The sequence below is a fragment of the Mesorhizobium sp. Pch-S genome (assembly GCF_004136315.1).
GTDB lineage: Bacteria > Pseudomonadota > Alphaproteobacteria > Rhizobiales > Rhizobiaceae > Mesorhizobium.
This window is the reverse complement of record NZ_CP029562.1, coordinates 5,160,764-5,179,437: the sequence shown is the minus strand read 5'-3', so window position 1 is coordinate 5,179,437 and position 18,674 is coordinate 5,160,764. Positions and strand designations below refer to the sequence as shown.

The 18,674-nt window shown below is 62.8% G+C and carries 12 protein-coding genes and 1 pseudogene; 11 read left to right on the top strand and 2 right to left on the bottom strand.

The genetic code is table 11. The features are described from left to right. Nucleotides 1-97: 97 nt before the first annotated feature. Nucleotides 98-2,728, bottom strand: a complete 2,631-nt coding sequence (locus C1M53_RS24190; protein ID WP_245488262.1) for a mechanosensitive ion channel family protein — start codon at nt 2,726-2,728, stop codon at nt 98-100. Between the two features lie 214 nt (nt 2,729-2,942). Between C1M53_RS24190 and C1M53_RS24185 the strand changes: the two are divergent. The 6 genes and pseudogenes from C1M53_RS24185 to C1M53_RS24160 all read left to right on the top strand — a co-directional run bounded on the left by C1M53_RS24185 (nt 2,943) and on the right by C1M53_RS24160 (nt 10,092). Continuing rightward, nucleotides 2,943-4,201 (top strand): annotated as a pseudogene (locus tag C1M53_RS24185) (sarcosine oxidase subunit beta family protein). An 8-nt stretch (nt 4,202-4,209) separates the two neighbouring features. Then, the gene (locus C1M53_RS24180; RefSeq protein ID WP_129414548.1) at nt 4,210-4,512 is read left to right on the top strand and encodes a sarcosine oxidase subunit delta family protein; all 303 of its coding nucleotides are present in this window, start codon (nt 4,210-4,212) and stop codon (nt 4,510-4,512) included. Next, on the top strand, nt 4,509-7,502 hold the full coding sequence (locus C1M53_RS24175) for a sarcosine oxidase subunit alpha family protein (protein WP_129414547.1): 2,994 nt from the start codon (nt 4,509-4,511) through the stop codon (nt 7,500-7,502). Before C1M53_RS24180 ends, C1M53_RS24175 begins: the two co-directional genes overlap by 4 nt. Beyond that, the gene (locus tag C1M53_RS24170; RefSeq protein WP_129414546.1) at nt 7,495-8,082 is read left to right on the top strand and encodes a sarcosine oxidase subunit gamma; all 588 of its coding nucleotides are present in this window, start codon (nt 7,495-7,497) and stop codon (nt 8,080-8,082) included. The genes C1M53_RS24175 and C1M53_RS24170 overlap by 8 nt, the downstream gene beginning before the upstream one ends. Before the next feature lie 25 nt (nt 8,083-8,107). Continuing rightward, nucleotides 8,108-8,494, top strand: coding sequence for a Rid family hydrolase (locus tag C1M53_RS24165; RefSeq protein WP_129414545.1), 387 nt, complete (start codon nt 8,108-8,110; stop codon nt 8,492-8,494). Between the two features lie 155 nt (nt 8,495-8,649). Then, the gene (locus C1M53_RS24160; protein WP_129414544.1) at nt 8,650-10,092 is read left to right on the top strand and encodes an MFS transporter; all 1,443 of its coding nucleotides are present in this window, start codon (nt 8,650-8,652) and stop codon (nt 10,090-10,092) included. A 109-nt stretch (nt 10,093-10,201) separates the two neighbouring features. On the opposite strand, the gene C1M53_RS24155 is transcribed toward C1M53_RS24160, so the two are convergent. Then, nucleotides 10,202-10,912 carry a nitroreductase gene (locus C1M53_RS24155; RefSeq protein WP_165358228.1) on the bottom strand — a complete coding sequence of 237 codons (711 nt, stop codon included), beginning with the start codon at nt 10,910-10,912 and terminating at the stop codon, nt 10,202-10,204. A 244-nt stretch (nt 10,913-11,156) separates the two neighbouring features. On the opposite strand from C1M53_RS24155, the gene C1M53_RS24150 reads away from it, so the two are divergent. The 5 genes from C1M53_RS24150 to C1M53_RS24130 all read left to right on the top strand — a co-directional run bounded on the left by C1M53_RS24150 (nt 11,157) and on the right by C1M53_RS24130 (nt 18,643). Continuing rightward, nucleotides 11,157-11,744 (top strand): XRE family transcriptional regulator, encoded by a 588-nt coding sequence (locus C1M53_RS24150; protein ID WP_129414542.1) that lies wholly within the window; start codon nt 11,157-11,159, stop codon nt 11,742-11,744. A 129-nt stretch (nt 11,745-11,873) separates the two neighbouring features. After that, entirely contained in the window at nt 11,874-14,327 is a 2,454-nt protein-coding gene (locus tag C1M53_RS24145) for an FAD-dependent oxidoreductase (protein WP_129414541.1), read from the top strand. Then, complete coding sequence (locus tag C1M53_RS24140; protein ID WP_129414540.1) at nt 14,327-15,019, top strand: HAD family hydrolase; 693 nt, start codon at nt 14,327-14,329, stop codon at nt 15,017-15,019. The genes C1M53_RS24145 and C1M53_RS24140 overlap by 1 nt, the downstream gene beginning before the upstream one ends. A 1-nt stretch (nt 15,020) precedes the next feature. After that, complete coding sequence (locus tag C1M53_RS24135) at nt 15,021-16,202, top strand: pyridoxal phosphate-dependent aminotransferase (protein WP_129414539.1); 1,182 nt, start codon at nt 15,021-15,023, stop codon at nt 16,200-16,202. After that, the gene (locus C1M53_RS24130; RefSeq protein ID WP_129414538.1) at nt 16,199-18,643 is read left to right on the top strand and encodes an FAD-dependent oxidoreductase; all 2,445 of its coding nucleotides are present in this window, start codon (nt 16,199-16,201) and stop codon (nt 18,641-18,643) included. The genes C1M53_RS24135 and C1M53_RS24130 overlap by 4 nt, the downstream gene beginning before the upstream one ends. The last annotated feature ends 31 nt before the right edge of the window (nt 18,644-18,674 follow it).

Below are 18,674 nucleotides of genomic sequence, written 5' to 3'. Positions count from 1 at the left end.
GCATTTTCGCCCTTCGCAATCAAGCTTATAGGACAAACAAGCTGAACCGCAACTGAATGCCTCATTCATGCCGCAATTGGGTAGCCGGCCCGCGCCACTAGCCTGGATCGGGCCGACGCGGCTTGCGGCGACCCTTCGGCTGGTTGCGTTCCGCCTCCTCCTTCGCCGCCTTCTCCTCGGCATGCAACGCTTCGGTCTTGTCGTCGTCGCTCGGCCAGGGTTCCTTGTTCATATGAGGCATTTGCTGGCGTGGCGCCGACGGGATCTCGATACCTTCCTTCTCGAAAGCGTCCATGATGGCGAAACGGATATCGTTCTGCACCGAGCCGCCGTTCGTGATATCGGCCAGGAAAATGCGGACCTGGAACTCCAGCGCGTTCAGCCCGAAATTGGCGAATTGCACAAAGGGTTCCGGGTTCTTCAGCACCAGCGGATGCCCCCGCGCGATCTCGGTCAGGACTTCGTGCACGTGCCGGACATCCGAGCCATACGCGACGCCGACATTGATCTCGACACGGCCGAGCTTGTTGCGGTGCGTCCAGTTGCCGACCGCGCTGTTGATGAGGTTCGAATTCGGCAGGATCACCGATTGGCGCTGGAAGGTCTCGATCTCCGTGGCACGCACGCTGATCTTCTTCACCGTCCCGCTGACGTCGCCCGCAACGATCCAGTCCCCAACCTTGAACGGCCGCTCGGCAAGCAGGATCAGGCCGGAGACGAAGTTGGAGACGACATTCTGCAAGCCGAAACCGAGACCGAGGGAAAGACCACCGGCGATGAGCGCAAGGTTCGACAGGTTGATGCCCGCCGATGAGATGCCGACGACCGCGGCCAGCGCAAAGCCGGCATAGCCGACCACAAGCCGGATCGAGTTGCGTACGCCGGTGTCGACCTTGCCGCGCGCCATCACGGAATCGTCAAGCCAGGACTGGAACCAGCGCGTCAGGAAGTAGCCGAGGATGAAGACGAGCACGCCCGTCAGGATGCCGAACAGCGAAATGGTGACGGACCCGACGGTGACCCCCATCGCAATCCTGTAGGTCCATGCCTGGATGTCGGCGAACTGGAAGCCCCACATCAGCAGCAGCATCGGCAGGAAAACGACGACGATCAGCAGGTTGAGGGCAATGCTTGTCGCCAGTCCCAGTTGATCAAGCGTGCCCTCTTCCAGGCTCGTCCGACCGGCAATCCAGCGCCCCACGGACGTTTCCGCGAAACCGCCCTCGGCACCGATGGCACGCGCAGACAGGAAACCGATATAGGCAGTGATCAGCAGCGTGCTGGTGATGACGACCTGGCCCGCCAGGAAAATGGCGAGCCCGATATAGCCGAGCAAGGCCGCGACAATGATTATGGTTCCAAGTGCGTAGGCAAGGAACCGCAGCCAGGCTGGCCATGGCCGCCACTCGCCGGACTTGGCACGGAACGGCCGCACCAGGCCCATCATGATCAGGATCAGGCCGACGATGACGGTCGCAACAAAACTGCGTCCAACCGTAAGCGACAGCGGCGAGCCCATCTGCTCGTTCACCACCGACAGGAAGCCGTTGGCACCAAGCACGACCGCCATGGCGGTGGACAGCAACACCAGCCAGCGCGCGGGGCCGGACTCGACCGGGATCAGCCGCCATTTCGGCATGCCTGGCGACAGCGCAGCATTGGTCAGGCGATGGACGCAGAACACGATCAGGATGACGCCCATGATCGAGCGCAGGAATATCCCGATATCGCCTCTCAGCACCCCGTAATAATCGAAGAAGAAATAGGCCAGGCTCAGGAAGACGCCGAGGCCGAGCGTCGGCAACAGGGTCGACCAGAAAGCCGCCGACAGTCGGCTGAGATAGGTTGGGTCCTCGACGGTCGGGTCCGGCTCGAAGATGCGACCGAAAATGCGCCGCACCACGATATGCAGCACCAACGCCGCCGCCAACGCCATGAGCGTGGCGGCCAGTGCAGCCTGGTATTTGAATTTCAGGACGAACGAGAACCACGAACTGACGGCGCCGGACAGATTGGAGAATTCGGTATTGGCATCGACGGCAAGCTTGCTGCTCAGCAGGTCGTTCAGCGCATAACGTTTGGTCAGCGTCTTGCGGAAAAGCTCGCTGCGCAAGGTCGAGATCTTGTCACCTGTGCTCGCGATACGGACCGAGAGCGTCTGGGCACCAGCAATAACGGCATTGATCTCGGCCTTTTCCGTCGTCAGCGCCTTGCGTTCCGTAGCGACGATGTCTGGTTCCGTTGGTTGCCCCTGCGCGGGTGGCGGCCCCAGCTGCTCGAGCCGGGCATTGATTTCGGTCAGCCGCGGCCGAAAGACTGTCGCGGTCCCGAGCGCCTGCCTGGAAAGCTCTTCCAGCTGGGTCCTGATGTCGACCAGCGCACCATCGTCTTCCTGATTGTCGTCGATCTGTTTGGCGAAATTGTCCGTCTTCGCCACCAGGGCCTTGAGCGCCTTCTGCTGTTCGGCAACGAGTTCGTCGGATGATGCTGTCTGCGCAGGCGTGGCCTGGGCAGTCGGCGGCGCAGCCTGCACGGGCGGCTGTGCGGGTTGAGCGGTTCCATTCGGCGCGGCTTGTTGCGGCACCGCCTGTTGAGTCGGCTGGGGAGCTGGAGCGGCCGGCTCGGCGGTTTCATCGAGCAACGGGATTCCAGCCTGCGCCAGCACCAGCGTTGGCATCGCCGCAGTGAGAACCAGGATCAGCAAAAGACGGACAAATCGAAAAAACATAGATCGGCAACCCGTAAAGCAACCTTCAAGGCTGCGAAATCTCGCCCTTGATAGAGACGGCATTGGGGCGGAGCAAGCTGCTTCACACCTGAACACGCTGGTCGGCCAGTCGAAAAGCCGTGGCGCAATTCTGGCTTTCGCGCCGAGGCTGGCTCTATAGTCTCCGTCCGAAATGGGCTATCCGAGCCGCATGCGGATTCGGGATGGAGTTGGCATGGCGGAATATTCGGCTCTCTCGCTGCTGCGCAATGCGCTGTCGGGCAACAAGGATTGGAAACCCGCCTGGCGCAAGCCCGACCCCAAGGCTTCTTATGACGTCGTGATCATTGGCGGCGGCGGTCACGGCCTTTCGACCGCCTATTATCTCGCCAAGGAGCATGGCATCACCAATGTCGCGGTGGTCGAGAAGGGCTATCTCGGCTCGGGTAATGTCGGCCGCAACACCACGGCCGTGCGCTCCAACTATCTGCTGCCGCCGAACACGCGCTTCTACGAACATTCGATGAAGCTGTGGGAGAACCTCTCCCATGACCTCAACTACAACGTCATGTTCTCGCAACGCGGCGTGCTCAATCTCGCGCACACCCCGGCCCAGTTCGACGACTATGCCCGTCGCGGCAACTCGATGCGCCACCAGGGCGTCGATGCCGAACTGATGTCGGTTGCCGAGATCAAGCGGCTGATGCCGGCGATCGATGTTTCGGCCAGCGCGCGTTTTCCGATTATCGGCGGCATGATGCAGCCGCGTGCCGGCACCGCCCGCCACGATGCCGTGGCCTGGGGATATCACGCGGTGCCGACAGGCGCGGTGTCGACATTCTCGAAAACTGCGAAGTCACCGGTTTCCTGCGCGACGGAGATCGCGTCACCGGCGTTGTCACAACCCGCGGCGAAATCCGCGCCAGGAAGGTCGCAGTCGCTGCTGCCGGCAGCACCGGCCGCGTCATGCAGCTTGCAGGAATCGACCGGCTGCCGATCGAAAGTCACGTGCTGCAGGCCTTCGTCTCGGAATCGCTGAAGCCATTTCTGGACACCGTCGTCACCTTCGGCATGGGCCATTTCTACATGGGCCAATCCGACAAGGGCGGCCTGATCTATGGCGGTGATCTCGATGGCTACAATTCTTATGCCCAGCGCGGCAACCTGCCGATCGTGGAAGAGGTGATGGCCGAGATGCTGGCGCTGTTCCCCAGCCTTGCCAGTGTGCGCATGCTACGCTCCTGGGCCGGCGTCTGCGACATGTCGATGGATGGTTCGCCCATCATCACGACCGGGCCGTTGCCCGGCATGTATCTCAATTGCGGCTGGTGCTACGGCGGCTTCAAGGCGACACCCGCCTCGGGCTTCTGCTTTGCCCACACCATCGCGCGTGATGAACCTCACGAACTGAACGCCGCCTTCACGCTCGACCGGTTCCATCGTGGCACGGTGATCGACGAGAAGGGCCAGGGCGCAACACCCCGCCTGCATTAGGACTGACCATGCTGCTCACCTGCCCTTACTGCGGCCCGCGAGACGTCTCCGAATTCACCTATCAGGGCGACGGCAATCGCCAGCGCCCAGCCCCCAATTCGCAGGACCTTCAGGCCTGGAACGAATATGTCTACGACCGGCAAAATCCCGCCGGCGACCACAACGAGATCTGGCAGCACTCCGGCGGCTGCCGCAGCCATATCCGCGTGCTGCGCAACACAGTGACCCATGTCGTTTCGAGCACCGTGCCGGTGCGCGGAAACGTCCATCATCGCGCAACCGAGCGGCGCAAGCCCGGAGCCAAGGCATGAGCCCGCGCCGCAACGAAACCGGTGGTCAGATCGATCGGCTGAGGACCATCCGCTTCACCTTCGACGGCGTGCCTTTCACCGGCCATCCCGGCGATACGCTGGCTTCTGCCTTGCTTGCCAGCGGCGTCACGCTGTTGGGTCGCTCTTTCAAATACCATCGGCCGCGTGGTGTGCTGAGCGCCGGTGTGGACGAGCCGAACGCGCTGGTTACCATCCTGCGCGGCACGGCGCGGGAGCCGAACATCCCGGCAACCGCAGTCGAGATCTATGACGGCCTGCGGGCCGAGAGCCAGAACCGGTTTCCGTCGCTGAAATGGGATGTTGGCGCCGTCAACCAGCTCGGAAGCAAGGTCATCGGCGCCGGTTTCTACTACAAGACCTTCATGGGGCCGGTGATCGGGCCACTCAAGGGCACCCGTTTCTGGATGTTCTGCGAGCATTTCATCCGTCGCGCCGCCGGCCTCGGCCGCGCCGGCACGACAGCCGACGATTCCCGCTATGAACGCATGAACGCCTTCTGCGACGTGCTGGTGGTCGGTTCAGGCCCTGCAGGCCTGATGGCTGCCAAGGCGGCCGCCGAAGGTGGCGCACGCGTCATCCTGGCCGAGCTCGATCCGCGTTTCGGCGGCTCTGCCAACTGGTCCGGCGAAACCATCGACGGCACGCGCGCCGCAGACTGGGCCAGTGAAATCGTCAACGGCCTCAAGGGCCGCAACAATGTCCGATTGCTGCCGCGCACCGCGATCTGGGGCTACTACGACGGCAACACGCTGGCTGCCCTGGAGCGCGTTGCGGACCACAAGGAAACCGCAGCACGCGGCGAGCCGCGCCATCGCCATTGGACCATTCGCGCCAAGTCGGTCGTGCTCGCCACCGGCGCCTTGGAACGTCCCCTGGTTTTCCCAGGCAATGATCGCCCCGGCGTCATGCTTGCCAGCGCGGCGCAGCGCTACACCAACCAGTATGGCGTACTTCCGGGCGAAAAGCTCACTCTCTTCACCAACAACGACACGGCCTACCAGGCGGCTGCGAGCCTGAAGAAGGCTGGGGCCAACATCGCCGCGATCGTCGATGTCCGCACCGACATTTCCGATCAGGCACGCGCGCTGGCCGCGTCAGCTGGCGCGGAACTGATCGCAGGGCATGCGGTATCGGCGACCGATGGCGGCAGGACATTGAGCGGCATCAGGATCCAGCGGCTGGATAGCGCCAGCGGGGCACTGACCGGTGAACCGCGCGGCATCCAGACCGATTGCCTGCTGATGTCCGGTGGATGGTCGCCGGTGTTGCATCTGGCCAGCCAGGCCGGTGCGAAACCCGAATGGAATGAACAGTTGCAGGCCTTCCTGCCGCCGCAGCCGACGCAGAGCTGGAACGGTGCCGGCGCCTTCACCGGACGGCTCGCCACCGACGACGCGATCGTCGACGGCTACGCAACCGGCCTCACAGCGTCCGGAGGCAAGGCACGGCTCATCGAGCAGCCGGAAATCGAGCCGGCCTCGGTCAATCCCGAACCGGCGCCGGTGTTCGAGATCAAGGCCGACGGCAAGAGTTTCGTCGACTTCCAGCACGACGTCACCGCGGATGACGTGCGCCTGGCTCATCGCGAGGGCTTCGTTTCGGTCGAGCACCTGAAGCGCTACACCACGCTCGGTATGGCGACGGACCAGGGCAAGAGCTCGAATGTCCCGGGCCTAGCCATCATGGCCGAGGCGCTTGGCAAGCCCATTCCTGAGGTGGGCACGACCCGTTTTCGCCCGCCTTACACCGCCGTTTCCATCGGTTCGCTGGCCGCGGAACGATATGGCGATCTCAAGCCGGAGCGGCTGACGCCGATGCACGACTGGCACCTCTCCCAGGGCGCGACGATGTATTCCGCAGGCCTGTGGTTCCGTCCGATGATCTACGGGCACGCCGGCGAAACGGTCGAGCAGGCCTATGTGCGCGAGGCCAGGGCCGTGCGCGAGACCGCGGGCATCGTCGACGTGTCGACGCTCGGCAAGATAGCTATTCAAGGTCCGGACGCCGCGGAGCTGCTCGACCGCGTCTACACAAACGTCTTCTCAAGCCTTCCGGTCGGCAAGGCGCGCTACGGCTTGATGTTGCGCGAGGACGGCTTGGCCTTCGACGACGGCACCACCTGGCGCCTCGGCCAGGACGATTTCCTGATGACCACCACAACGGCCAACGCCGGCAAGGTGATGCAGCATCTGGAATACTTCCTCGATGTGATCTGGCCGGAATTGAAGGTCACCGTCACGTCCGTGACCGACGAATGGGCAGGTGCCGCGATCGGTGGACCGAAGGCGCGGGAAATCCTCGCCGCCTGCGTCGAAGGCACGACCGTGGACAACGCCGCTTTGCCTTTCATGGGCATCGTCCATGGCAAGATTGCGGATGTTCCGGTGATGATCTGCCGGCTGTCCTTCTCCGGGGAGATGGCCTACGAGGTCTACTGTGGCGCCGGATACGGCACCCACGTCTGGCAAGCCCTGGTCGAGGCAGGCAAGCCGTTCGGCCTGGTGCCTTACGGGCTGGAGGCGCTCGGTACGCTGCGCATCGAGAAGGGTCACGTCACCGGCGCCGAGATCGACGGCCGCACCACCGCGCGTGACCTGCACCTCGACTGGATGCTGTCGAAGAAGAAGCCCTTCATCGGCTCGGCCATGATGGACCGCGAAGGTCTTGTTGCAGCTGATCGCCTTCAGCTCGTCGGCATTGTCGCTCTCGACAACAGGCCGCTCAACGGTGGCGCGCATATCGTCGAGGAACTCGACGAGGACAATCCGCACGGTTCGATCGGCCATATCACCGCCTGCTGCTATGCGCCGGCACTCGGCAAATACATCGCCCTCGCGCTCGTCCAGGGCGGCAAGAACCGTCGCGGCACACGCGCTTATGTGTCCGATCCGCTGCGCAAGCGCTTCGGCCCGGTCGAAATCGTCAGCCACCACTTCTTCGACCCGGAAGGGAGCCGCATGCATGGTTGAGCGCCTTTCGCCATTGGAACCTGTCTATCATTCGGGCTCGCACGGCCGCTTCGAGGACGGCGTCGGCGTAATCCTGTCCGAAACACGTCCCGGTTCCATCATCCAGGTTGCTGCCTGGCCGGGTGAGGAAGCGCGGGCCATCGCCGCCATCCGCAAGGTAACCGGCATTGGCTTGCCGGACGGCGCCGGCGGTGGTGCCATTGATGGCGAAAAGGCCGTGTTCGGCTTTGCGCCCGGCAAGTTCACCATTGTCGACGAAGCAGAAGGCGTTGCCGCTGCGCTCGCCAAGGCGATCACACCGGCAATCGGCACCGTGACGGATTTGTCGCATGGCCGCACCGCGATCCGTATCGAAGGCCCCGAGGCCGAATGGGTCCTGGCGAAATTCTTCGCCATCGACTTCACCCTGCCCGCTTTTCCTGTCGGCGCAGCGCGCTCCACCACCCATCATGACGTCTTCGCGCAGATCCAGAGAACGGGCGGCGACCGTTTCGACATCTACGTCTTCCGCTCCTTTGCACGCTCGTTCTGGAAAGCACTCGGGCATGCGGCGGAAGAAGTCGGGTACGAGGTCGCCTGAGAACGGGAGCAAAGGAGGCCGCGTCATGGAATTCATCAATTCGCCGGCGGCCAAAGCAGCAAAGCTGCCCTTCAGCCAGGCGGTGCGCGTTGGCGATATCCTCTATCTGTCGGGCGCCCTCGGCAACCTGCCTGGCAGACTTGAGCTGGTGCCGGGAGGCATCGAGGCCGAAACGCGCCAGACAATGGAGAACATCGGCACCGTCCTTCGGGAAAACGGCCTTGGCTTCGCCGATATCTTCAAATGTACGGTCATGCTGGCCGACATGTCGAAATGGGGCGATTTCAACCGGGTCTATCTTGAGTACTTCGCTCCGGACCGCTTGCCGGCACGCTCCGCGTTCGGTGCGAACGGTCTTGCGCTGGGTGCTCAGCTCGAGCTCGAATGCATGGCCCACATGCCGGCACGCTAACCAGCAAATCCACTCGTTACCGGAAACTGGCCTTACGAAGAGCCCATCCTGACGCTAGAGGGAAACGAGGTCCGGTTCGATAGTTGCCTGATAGAATCGACGGTTTCGGCCGCCGCCGATTGACTGAAAAGGCCGACACTTCGACTTCGTCACCCATGGATACACAGAATTCCGCGACCACCGCCGGTCGCGTCGAGCCACCGGACAGCGTTTCGCTGCTTATTCCGGTCACCGTTGCCTGTGGCGTCTTCATGACCAGCCTCGACCAGAATGTGGTCGTCACCGCCCTTCCCGGCATCGGAGAGACGCTGGCGCGCCCGCCAAGCCAGCTTGGCCTGCTGGTCACCGCCTACGTCGCCAGCCTGATCATCATGATGCCGCTGGGCGGCTGGGCTGCCGATCGCTTCGGCCTGCGCAACGCCTATTGTTTCGCGCTCATCGTGTTCGGTGTCGCGTCGGCGCTGTGCGGCATCGCCAACGACATGTGGACACTCGTCGGTGCCCGTGCCCTGCAAGGCTTTGGCGGCGCGCTGATGGGCACGCTAGGCCAGATCGTTGTGCTGCAGAGCTTTCCGCGCAATCGCACCCTGAAGATAAACATGTACATCTCGCTGGCCGGCCAGTCGGGGCCTCTGGTCGGCCCGCTCGTCGGCGGCGCGCTGACGACCTACATTTCGTGGCGGTGGATTTTCTTCATCAATGTACCGCTGGCACTTGCCGCGCTTCTGCTTGCCGCGGCCCTGTTTCCGGCAGCCAGGAAACCGATCCGCACCCGATTCGACTTTCCCGGCTTCGCGCTTGTCGGTGTCGGCATGGTGCTTCTGGTGCTCGGCATGGATTCGCTCGCCGCCAAGGACATGGCGGGAAGCCTGATTGCCATGCAAGTCGCGCTCGCCATCGTGCTGCTCGGCTTCGCCATCTTCTATCTGCTGCGGGCACGCAATCCTGTGCTCGATCTCAGGCTGCTGCGCATCCGTACCTTCCGCGTCGCTTTCCTGACCGGGGGCGGCCTTGACACGATCGGCTTGAGTTCCGTCGTCTTCATCCTGCCGCTGATGTTCCAGCTCGGCTTCGGCATGAGCGCCGTTCACGCGGGATCGCTGACGTTCATGGCAGCGGTCGGTTCGTTGCTCACGCGCTTTATGATGCCCGCCATGCTGAAACGCTACGGCTTCCGCCGTGTTCTGGTCACCAACACGCCCATCGTAGCGGCCCTTGTCGCCGGTTTTGCCCTGATCCAGGCAACGACACCGGTGTGGATCGTGCTGACCTACATCTTCATGTTCGGGGTGTTCCGCTCGGTGCAATGGGCCTCGACTGGCAATCTTGCCTATGCCGATATCGAGCCCGAGCAGCTCGCCCGTTTCAGCGCCCTCTATTACATCCTGTGGCAGCTGGGCGTCGCCATCGGCGTCGGCATTGCGGCAGCGGTTCTGTCGCTCCTGGCAGGGCCTGGAGGCCACGCTTCCGTGGCGGACTTCCGCATATTGTTCGTGATCGAAGCCTTGATCACGCTCTGCGCTCTGTTCGCCTACCGCCGGCTGACACCGCAGGATGGCCAGAATGTCAGCGGGAATGCGGTCGTGAGTAGTGAGTAGGCAGTAGGCAGTAGGCAGTAGGCAGTAGGCAGTAGAGGATATCTGAGGGCGGCACAGTTCGGCAAAAGGTTGCGGCGGCACTACTGCCTACTGCCCATTGCCGACTGCCTCACTCGACGAACCTCACCCACTCCTCCAGCGGCGCGCGGTCGGTACGGAAGGTGCTTTCCGGCTTTGATGTGTCTTCATGGCCCAGCGCCATGCCGCACACGACGATTTCTTCCTCGGAAATGCCAAGCACCGGGCGGATCTGCCTGTGGTAAGGTGCAAAAGCTGCTTGCGGGCAGGTATGCAGGCCCCTGGCCCGCGCCGCGATCATGATGTTCTCCAGGAACATGCCGTAATCGATCCACGAACCCTGGTTCAGCCGCCGGTCAATGGTGAAGATCATGCCGACAGGAGCATCGAAGAAGATGAAGTTGCGATCGTGCTGTGCCCGCATCCTGTCAACTTCGCGCCGGCCAATTCCCAGCGCGCCGTAGAGACCGAATCCGTTGGCGCGACGGCGCGTCAGGTAAGGTTCGAAGAACTGATCCGGGTAGTAGCGATATTCGTCCCATTCCGCCTTCTCGGCGCGAATGCCAGAATTCAGGATGGCATCGCTCAGCGTCTGCTTCACCTCGCCTTTGACGACATACACCTTCCACGGCTGCATGTTCGTGCCGGACGGCGCACGCGAGGCAACCGTGAGAATGTCGCGGATCGTTGCATCCTCGACCAAGTCGGGCAGGAAGGCGCGCACGGAGCGGCGCGAAATGATCGCTTCGTCCACCACCGTCGTTTCGTCCGACTTCGGGGCTCTGCTTTCCGGTGCCAGCATGGCAATCTCTTCAACGCAGGATTTCAAGGAGCACGTCCCCCAACGCGCAGTCGCGGTGCCTTTGCATGAAGCGCTAAAATACCGCAAGCAATTTTGTCTGTGCTGCCGCGGCATGTTGGTCCCGCCGAAAGCCTAAAGCAGCCATTCTATGGATTTTTCAGTCCCACCCAAGATCGCGCTTGATCTTTTCACGCAGTTGGCGTCTCATGAAATTCTGAATGATTTTTTCACGAACGGTTGAAAAGTGACATCACCTGCTGCCCAACCGGATGCGCAGACCGGCGAACGTTTTCTCGCTGCGGACATTCGCGCGCTGCGCAAGACGCGAGGCCTGACGCTGGCCGAAATCGCCTTGAAGCTCGGCCGCTCCGTCGGCTGGGTCAGTCAGGTCGAGCGCGGCCTCTCGGTGCCGTCGCTAGGCGACCTGCGAGCCCTGGCGGACTTGTTCGAAGTCCCGATCAGCCTGTTCTTCAGCCACGACGTGCCGGAGGAAAACGAGCGAGGTGTCGTGGTGCGCGCCGGCCGGCGGCGAGCGCTGGGTACCAGCGAATCGGGACTGGTGGAAGAGCTTCTGTCACCCGACCTTGGCGGCAGTTTCGAGATGCTGCGCTCGGAATTCGCGCCGGGCGCGGAATTGAAGAAGGCCGCCACAAGACCGACCGAAGAAGCCGGCTACGTCACGTCCGGCACGTTCGAGATCGAGATCGACGGCGCCTGGCACACACTTGGCGAGGGCGACAGCTTTCGTTTCGCCGGCAAGCCTTTCCGCTGGAGGAACCCGGGAACGGTGCCTGCGGTGGTGATCTGGGTCGTCTCGCCGCCTGTCTACTAGCGGCATAATCCTGGATCGGAGGCCGGCGAAACCTCGGCCTCGTCAAAGATCGTGTGCCAAAACAAGGAGATAGGGTGGAATGCGGATCTTTTTTGATCGCGTTCCGCCTGGAGATCGGGGAGGACAAAAATGGCCGGAATTCCGACGACGGCGCGTGTGGTCATCATTGGCGGCGGCGCGGTGGGCGTTTCGGCCCTCTATCATCTGGCCAAGGCCGGATGGACCGATTGCATCCTGCTCGAAAAGAACGAGCTGACCTCCGGCTCGACCTGGCACGCGGCCGGCAACGTGCCGACCTTCTCCTCATCCTGGTCGCTGATGAACATGCAGCGCTATTCGACCGAGCTTTACCGGGGACTGGCGACGGAAGTCGACTACCCGATGAACTACCACGTCACCGGTTCGATCCGGCTGGCCCACAGCAAGGAGCGCATGCAGGAATTCCAGCGCGCCAAAGGCATGGGCCGCTACCAGGGTATGGCGATCGAGGTCATCGGCACCGACGAGATCAAGGCACGCTACCCTTTCATCGAGACGCACGAACTTCAGGGCGCGCTCTACGACCCGAATGACGGCGACATCGATCCCGCCCAGCTCACTCAGGCCTTGGCAAAGGGCGCCCGTGACAACGGCGCCAGGATCATCCGCTTCTGTCCGGTCACCGGCGTGCGCCGCGAACGCGACGAATGGGTGGTGGTCACCGAGCAGGGTGAAATCCGTTGCGAATATATCGTCAACGCAGCCGGCTACCGGGCCGCCGAAGTGGGCAGGATGTTCGGCCGCGAAGTGCCGATGATGGTGATGAGCCATCAATACATCCTCTTCGACGAAATCCCCGAGCTCGCCGCCTGGTCGAAGGAAGCAGGACACAAGCTGCCGCTGCTGCGCGATGTCGATTCTTCCTATTACCTGCGCCAGGAAAAGAACGGCATGAATCTTGGCCCCTATGAGCGCAATTGCCATGCACACTGGGCCACCCCCGGCGACCCCATGCCCGCCGACTTTTCGTTCCAGCTGTTTCCGGACGATCTCGAGCGGCTTGAATGGTACCTGAACGATGCCATCGAGCGGGTCCCGATTCTCGGCACCGCCGGCCTTTCCAAGGTCATCAACGGCCCGATACCCTATGCCCCGGACGGCAATCCCCTGCTTGGGCCGATGCCAGGCGTGCCCAACGCGTTCGAAGCCTGCGTCTTCACCTTCGGCATCGCCCAGGCCGGCGGCGCCGGCAAGGTGCTGGCCGAATGGGTCACGCAAGGCCAGACCGAATGGGACATGTGGTCCTGCGATCCGCGCCGCTTCACCGCGTTCGGATCCGCACAGGACTATGCCGTCGCCAAGGGCATGGAAGTCTATGGCCACGAATATGCCATCCACTTCCCGCGTCATGCCTGGCCTGCGGTACGCGACCGCAAGCTTTCGCCGTTGCATGAACGCCTCAAGGCCATGGGAGCCCAGTTCGGCGCCTACAACGGCTGGGAGCGCGCGACCTGGTACGCGAAGCCCGGCGACGACATCTCTGAACAATCGACACAGACCTTTGCCCGCTCCGGGCCCTGGGAGCCTCGCATTCGCGAGGAATGCCTGGCCGTACGCGATGCCGCCGGCATTCTCGACCTGCCTGGATTCAGCCGTTTCCGATTGAAGGGCGAAGGTGCCCGCGAATGGCTTTCCACCCTCATCACCGGCGTGGTGCCGAAGCCTGGCCGCATCGGCCTAGGCTACTTTGCAGACGACAAGGGCCGCATCGTCACCGAGATGTCGATCATGGCGCTGGAAGAAGATTTCTTCTTCCTGATCACTGCTGCGGTGGCGCAGTTGCACGACTTCGAGTGGCTGTCGAAACACTTGCCCGAAGGCACCGGGATCACGTTGCAGGACATGACGGAAAGTTTCTCCTGCCAGATCCTGTCCGGCCCGAACTCGCGGGCAATACTGACCGATGTGACGGATGCGGATCTGGGCCAACCCTGGCTCTCGCATCAGGCCTGCCAGATTGCCGGTCGCTGGCTGCAGCTGGTGCGCGTGTCCTTTGCCGGCGAACTCGGCTGGGAATTGCACACCAAAGTCGAGGATACTGCCGCCGTCTTCGATGCCGTCTGGGCTGCCGGGCAGAAGCACGGCCTGAAACCGTTCGGCATGTTCGCTCTCGACAGCCTGCGCCTCGAAAAGGGGTATCGCGCCTGGAAGGGCGACCTCTCTACAGATTACACCATCCTGCAAGGTGGGCTCGAACGCTTCGTGAAATGGGACAAGCCGGATTTCCGCGGCAAGGCGGCGCTGCTCAACGAAAGGCAGCAGGGCGTGAAGAAACGCTTTGCGACGCTGGTCATCCAGGCACCCGGCGCATGCGACGCACCTTACATGTCCACGCTCTGGCATGAGGATGCGATCGTCGGCGAAACCACATCGGGAGGCTGGGGCTACAGGGTGGACAAATCCATTGCACTCGGCATGGTGCGCGCCGATCTGGCCGTGCCGGGCACCGAAATCGAAGTCGAGATTTTCGGTGAACGCTTCAAGGCGACGGTCCAGGACGACAGACCCTTGTGGGACCCCGAAAATCAAAGGCTGCGCGCATAATGACCCTTCCCTTCCCTGACCACGCCTTCGGCGCCTTCCTGTTCGACATGGACGGCACCATTCTCAGCTCGATCGCGGCTGCCGAGCGGGTTTGGGCGGCGTGGGCGCAAAAGCATGGGCTTGATGTCGAGACATTTCTGCCGACCATCCATGGCGTGCGGGCCGTGGAGACGATCCGTCGCCTGAACCTGCCGGGCGTCGACGTCATGGCCGAGGTCGAGGCGTTGACCCAGGCGGAGTTCGAAGACGTCGAAGGCATCGAGGCCATTCCAGGCGCTGCCGCGTTCCTCAACGCGCTGCCGCCACGGCGCTGGGCGATCGTCACCTCGTCGCCGCGCCGGCTGGCGATCCGCAGGCTGGAAGCCACGGGCCTGCCGATACCGCCGCTGATGATCACCGGAGAAGATGTGACCAACGGCAAGCCGGCGCCTGACTGCTTCCTGCTTGCCGCTGACAGGCTCGGCTTGAAACCGCAGGACTGCCTGGTCTTCGAGGACGCACCGGCAGGCATCCAGGCTGCGGAAGCAGCCGGCACGAAGGTCGTGGTCATCACCGCCACACACAAGCATACGATCGAAACACCGCATCCAACCATCGCCGGATATGGCTCGCTGATACCCTCGCTCAACGAGGGTAGCAGGCTGGTGCTCACCAGATCCGGTTCGACGACCTCTGCGACTGCAGGAGCCTGACATGCCGAAACCCTCATCCCGCATTTCCGGCATCACACCTTCCGGCAAGGATGGCTGGGAGGTGCACTTCGCCGCCTGGCAACGCCTGGAGGCCGGCGAAGACATCATCATGCTCTCGGTCGGCGACCATGACTTCCATACCCCCACCGAGACTGTGGAGGCCGGCATCGCCGCGTTGCGAGCCGGCCATCACCACTACACCCAGCTACCCGGCATTCCGGCACTGCGCGAAGCCATGGCGCGGATATCCACGCGCTGCACCGGCATCGAGACGAGCCCGGAACAGGTGATCGCGACGCCTGGCGGCCAGGCATCGCTTTATGCCGCCGTGCAAGGCGTGCTCGACCCGGGCGACCATGCCATCGTCGTGGCGCCCTACTATGCCACCTACCCCGGCACGTTCCGCGCCGCCGGCGCCGATTTCACGGTCGTCGAAACCCGCGCCACCGATGGCTTCCAGCCGGACGCCAGGGCGATCGAGGCCGCAGTGCGGCCGAACACGCGGGCCATGCTGATCAACACACCCAACAACCCGACCGGCGCGGTCTACACGAGAGAGTCGCTGGAAGAAATCGCCGATATCTGCCGTCGCCACGATCTGTGGCTGCTGAGCGACGAGGTCTACTGGACGCTGGGAGACAGCGAACATCTGTCGCCCCGCGCCCTGCCCGGCATGGACGAGCGCACGCTGGTCATCAATTCGATGTCGAAGAGCCACGGCATGACCGGCTGGCGCCTGGGCTGGCTGACCGGGCCGCAGGAACTGATCACGCTGCTGATAAGCCTCAATCTCGTCACCACCTACGGCCTGACCGATTTCGTCAGCCACGCGGCCATCGAGGCACTGAACAATGACTACGGCGTCGACCAGATCGCCACGCTCTATGCCGGACGACGCAGGCTCTTCCTCGATGCGGTGCGCGGCATGAACAATGTGACCGTTCGCGGCTCGGAGGGTGGCATGTATGCCATGCTCGACATCAGCGCCGTCGACCCGGATGACGAGAAGTTCGCCTGGGCTTTCCTGGATCGCGAGAATGTCGGCGTCATGCCGGGTTCCTCCTTCGGCGATGCCGCGGCCGGCCACATCCGCATCAGCCTGTGCCAGCCGGAACCAATCCTTCTCGAAGCGGCCGAAAGGCTGCGCCGCTTCGTCTCCACCTACCGACGCGAGGCCGCATGACTAACCTGCCCTCCAAAGCCCGAGCCGTCATCATCGGCGGTGGGGTGTCCGGCTGCTCGGTCGCCTACCATCTGGCCAAGCTCGGCTGGACCGACATCGTGCTTCTGGAGCGAAAACAGCTGACGTCGGGCACGACCTGGCACGCTGCCGGCCTGATCGGGCAGTTGCGTGCCTCGCAGAACATGACACGGCTGGCGAAATATTCCGCCGACCTCTACGTCAGGCTCGAGGAAGAAACCGGCGTTGGCACCGGCATGCGCCAGGTCGGCTCCATCACCGTTGCCTTGACCGAAGAACGCAAGCACGAGATCTACCGGCAGGCGTCACTCGCCCGCGCATTTGACGTCGACGTGCGCGAGATTTCTCCCAGCGAGGTCAAGGAGATGTACCCGCATCTCAACGTGTCGGACGTGGTCGGCGCGGTGCACCTGCCACTCGACGGCCAGTGCGATCCGGCCAACATCGCCATGGCTCTGGCGAAAGGCGCACGCCAGCGTGGCGCGCGGATCGCCGAAAACGTCAAGGTCACCAAGGTCCACACCAGAAACGGGCGCGTATCCGGTGTCTCCTGGGCCCAGGGCGAAGACCAGGGCACGATCGAGACCGATGTCGTCATCAACTGCGCCGGCATGTGGGCGCGAGAACTGGGCGCACAGAACGGTGTCACCATCCCCCTTCATGCCTGCGAGCATTTTTACCTCGTCACGGAGCCGATCGCCGGACTGACTCGCCTCCCGGTGCTGCGCGTGCCGGATGAATGCGCCTACTACAAGGAGGATGCCGGCAAGATGATGCTTGGTGCCTTCGAACCGAGGGCGAAACCCTGGGGCATGGAAGGCATTCGCGAAGACTTCTGTTTCGACCAGTTGCCAGAGGATTTCGAACATTTCGAGCCCATCCTCGAAATGGGCGTGAACCGCATGCCGATGCTGGGCACCGCCGGCATCCACACCTTCTTCAACGGCCCGGAAAGTTTTACGCCGGACGACCGCTACTATCTCGGCGAAGCGCCGGAACTCGGCGGCTACTGGGTTGCAGCCGGCTACAATTCGATCGGCATCGTTTCGTCGGGCGGCGCCGGCATGGCGCTGGCGCAGTGGATCAACGACGGTGAGGCGCCATTCGACCTGTGGGAAGTCGACATCCGCCGCGCCCAGCCATTCCAGAAGAACCGTGCCTATCTGAAGGAGCGTGTCTCCGAGACGCTCGGCCTGCTTTACGCCGACCACTTCCCCTACCGGCAGGTGGTGACGTCGCGCGGCGTGCGGCGTTCGCCCATCCATGAACATCTGCAGGCGCGCGGCGCGGTTTTCGGCGAGGTCGCCGGCTGGGAACGCGCCAACTGGTTCGCCCGGGACGGACAGGAACGCGAATATCGCTATTCATGGAAACGCCAGAACTGGTTCGACAACCAGCGCGAGGAACATCTGGCGGTGCGCAACAATGTCGGCCTGTTCGACATGACCTCGTTTGGCAAGATCCGGATCGAGGGACGCGATGCCCTCGCCTTCCTGCAACGGCTCTGCGCCAACGATCTCGACGTTATGCCTGGCAGGATCGTCTACACGCAGATGCTCAACCGGCGCGGCGGCATCGAGAGCGACCTGACCGTCTCGCGGCTCTCCGAAACCGCCTTCTTCGCAGTTGTTCCGGGTGCCACTTTGCAGCGTGATCTCGCCTGGATGCGCAAGCATGTGCGCGAGGAGTTCGTCGTCATCACCGACGTCACCGCATCCGAATCGGTGCTGTGCCTCATGGGACCACGTTCGCGCGACTTGATTCAAAAAGTGAGCCCGAACGATTTCTCGAACGAAAACAATCCGTTCGGCACATTTCAGGAAGTAGAGATCGGCATGGGCCTCGCCCGTGCCCATCGTGTCACCTATGTCGGTGAACTTGGCTGGGAACTCTATGTGCCGACCGACCAGACAGCGCATGTGTTCGAGACGATCGAGGAAGCCGGAAAAAACATCGGCTTGAAACTCTGCGGCCTGCACACGCTGGATTCCTGCCGCATCGAAAAAGCCTTCCGTCATTTCGGCCACGACATCACTGACGAGGATCATGTGCTGGAAGCCGGCCTCGGTTTTGCGGTGAAGACGGCGAAAGGCGATTTCATCGGTCGCGACGCTGTGCTGGCAAAAAGGGATGCCGGGCTGGAGCGCCGCCTGGTACAGTTCCGCCTGACCGACCCTGAACCGCTGTTGTTCCACAACGAAGCGATCGTGCGCGATGGCACCATCGTCGGCACCGTCACCTCGGGCAACTACGGCCACCATCTCGGCGGTGCCATCGGCATGGGTTATGTGCCGGCCAAGGACCAGAGCGAAGCCGATATCCTAGGCTCCCGCTACGAGATCGAAATTGCGGGCGAACGCTTCAGGGCCGAGGCCTCGCTGAAGCCAATGTATGATGCAAAGGCTGAAAGGGTACGGATGTAGCATCTTCCTTCTCCCCGTTTACTGGGAGAGG